2 protein-coding genes are annotated in these 2495 nt (G+C 73.5%); one reads left to right on the forward strand and one right to left on the reverse strand.

The features are described from left to right. Positions 1-169 precede the first annotated feature (169 nt). A complete protein-coding gene (locus K4G64_RS38950; RefSeq protein WP_221760570.1) occupies positions 170-1543 on the forward strand; it encodes a diaminopimelate decarboxylase in 1374 nt (457 codons plus the stop codon). 170 nt (positions 1544-1713) lie between these two features. Here the strand turns inward: K4G64_RS38950 and K4G64_RS38955 are convergent, their stop codons facing one another. Continuing rightward, positions 1714-2298 (reverse strand): hypothetical protein, encoded by a 585-nt coding sequence (locus K4G64_RS38955; protein WP_221760571.1) that lies wholly within the window; start codon positions 2296-2298, stop codon positions 1714-1716. Between the last annotated feature and the right edge of the window lie 197 nt (positions 2299-2495).

Genomic DNA, 2495 nt, shown 5'->3' on the forward strand with positions numbered 1-2495 from the left:
GGTGGAGGGAGACGGGCGGGCGGGGTCCTGACATGGTCTGCCTCCTGGGGGGTGCGTGGTGCTCCCGGCGGTGTGTTGCTGCGGCTATTCACATCCTGGACATCTGAATAGGGCTAGTCAATACGTGGGGGCCTCGGCGCGGCGCCTCCGTGGATGTTTGGCTGGATGCATGGGCGCACACATCGAGACGGAAGAGGCGGGCGACACCGGGGCCCGGCGGGCGGCGCGACGGGACGAGGCGGTGCGGGCCGCCGTGGAGCAAGGGCTGCTCGGGCCCGACAGCCCGATCGTCGGGCTGCTGGACGTCACCGGCATCCGGGAGTCGGCGGCGGAGCTGCGGGCGGCGTTCGATGCGGTGGTGGCGCCGGGCACGCCCGTGCTGCACGCCTTCGCGGTGAAGGCGACCCCGCTGGTGCCGGTCCTGCGGCTGCTGCGCGAGGAGGGCGTCGGCGCGGAGGTCGCGAGCCCGGGTGAGCTGGCATTGGCGCGGGCGGCCGGCATGCCGCCGGAGGCGACGGTGCTCGACTCGCCCGCGAAGACGCCGGCCGAGCTGCGCGAGGCGCTGTCCCTGGGCATCGCCGTCAACGCGGACAACCCTCAGGAGCTGGCCCGGATCGACGCCCTGATGCGGTCCTCGACCAGCCGCTCCCCGCTGGGGATCCGGGTGAATCCGCAGGTCGGCGGGGGGTCCATCGAGGCGTTGTCCACGGCGACGGCCACCTCGAAGTTCGGGGTGGCGCTGCGCGACGAAGGGGCCCGGGAGTGGGTCGTCCAGGCGTATCTGGACCGGCCCTGGCTGACCCGGCTGCACGCGCACACCGGCTCCCAGGGCATCCCGCTGGCCCTGATGGCCCGGGGCGTGGCGGAGACGTACGCGCTGGCGGAGGAGATCAACCGGCGCTCCGGGCGGCGCCAGGTCGACACGCTCGACATCGGCGGCGGCCTGCCGGTGAACTTCGCGTCGGAGGCGACGGAGCCGACCTACGCGCAGTACGCGCGGCTGCTGGCCGAGGAGGTGCCGGGGCTGCTCGACGGACGGTACGGGCTGGTCACCGAGTTCGGGCGGTCACTGCTGGCCAAGCACGGGACGGTGGTGGCGCGGGTCGAGTACGCGAAGACCTCCGGCGGTCGGGCGGTGGCGGTGACGCACGCCGGGGTGCAGGTGGCCGCGCGGACGGTGTACGCGCCGGGGAGCTGGCCCTTGCGGATCTCCGCGTACGACGCGAAGGGGCGGCCGAAGGAGGGGCCGACGGTGGTGCAGGACATCGCGGGACCGGCCTGTTTCGCGGGGGACCTGCTGGCGGAGGGGCGGTCCATGCCGCTGCTGGAGCAGGGGGATTACGCGGCGGCGCTGGACACCGGGGCGTACTACTTCGCCCATCACTACGGGTACAACTCGCTGGTGCGGCCCGGGGTGTACGGGTTCCTGCCGGGAGGGCGGTTCGCGACGGTGCGGCGGGCTCAGACCGTGGAGGAGGTCGTCGCGGAGTCGGGTGGGGCGCAGGTGGACGCGTTGACGCGAGCGGGGTCGGAGGTTCCGTAGGGTTTCGGCGCGGTGGCGGGTTCCGCAGGGTTTCGGCCTCGAGTGCGTGGGCGCTTGTCGCGCTCACGCGGCGGAGCAGCACATCGACACAGCCCCGCGCCCCTGGGGGCATGCGCCGCCGCCGGATCACACGAACGCCCAGCGCCCCGGGTGGGTCGGCCCCTGCCCGGTCACACCAGCGTCGGCGATTTCCTTCGGGCGCCTCCCGGGGACGCGTCCCCGGCCGCGATGCCCGTGCTGCGGTACGCCTTCACGCGCTTGCCGGTCGGGTGGGCCGCTCCGCCGCGGAGCCAGTCCACGCGGACCCACAGCAGTGCCTCGTCGGTCTGCTCGCGGCGGCCCAGCCAGGCCGACTTCAGCCACAGGCCCGCGCCGCAGCCGGCCAGGAGCAGGCCCCCGGCCGCCGGGGCCGCGAAGGCGCTGCCCAGGGCGGAGAGGAAGGCGAGGAGGAGCCACCAGCGGTGGCCCCTACGCCAGTTGCGTACCGTCACCGCGCGGTCCTGAAGCACGTCGTGCTTGCCGGCCCGCGACGCGGCCGCGGCCAGGGCCGCGTAGCGCTTGCGGCGTGCGCACGCGACCACCGCTGCCGCCAGGACGAAGAGGGCCGCTCCGGCCAGGACGCCGATGCGGCGTCCGGTCAGGCCCGGTGCGAGCAGGCCGATGCCCGCCGCGAGAAAGCCCAGCCACCACAGCGGGGCCGCTCCAGCCCGTACGACGACGGCCACTCGGGCCAGTCCATGTCCTCCGCGCGTCACGTCCAGCCTCCGTCCGGTCTCCTCATCCTCGGGAGCCGTACGGTAGCGACGCAATGTGAAACGAGTCTTAAGAGGTCGTTTTCTCCCCTGAGGTGCGCTTTGACCTGCACTCTCTGACGGTGGGTTGTCGTTTCGGCGGTGCTGGTGGGAGCGAGGTGACGGATGCGCTGGACGGTGTGACGGCTGGGACGGATTGC

It is taken from the genome of Streptomyces sp. WAC04114 (assembly GCF_019733245.1).
Taxonomy (GTDB): domain Bacteria; phylum Actinomycetota; class Actinomycetes; order Streptomycetales; family Streptomycetaceae; genus Streptomyces; species Streptomyces massasporeus_A.

Excerpts from the sequence above, each read along its gene's own strand:
- K4G64_RS38950 (WP_221760570.1), top strand. The coding sequence starts at position 170 with ATGGGCGCACACATCGAGACGGAAGAGGCGGGCGACACCGGGGCCCGG.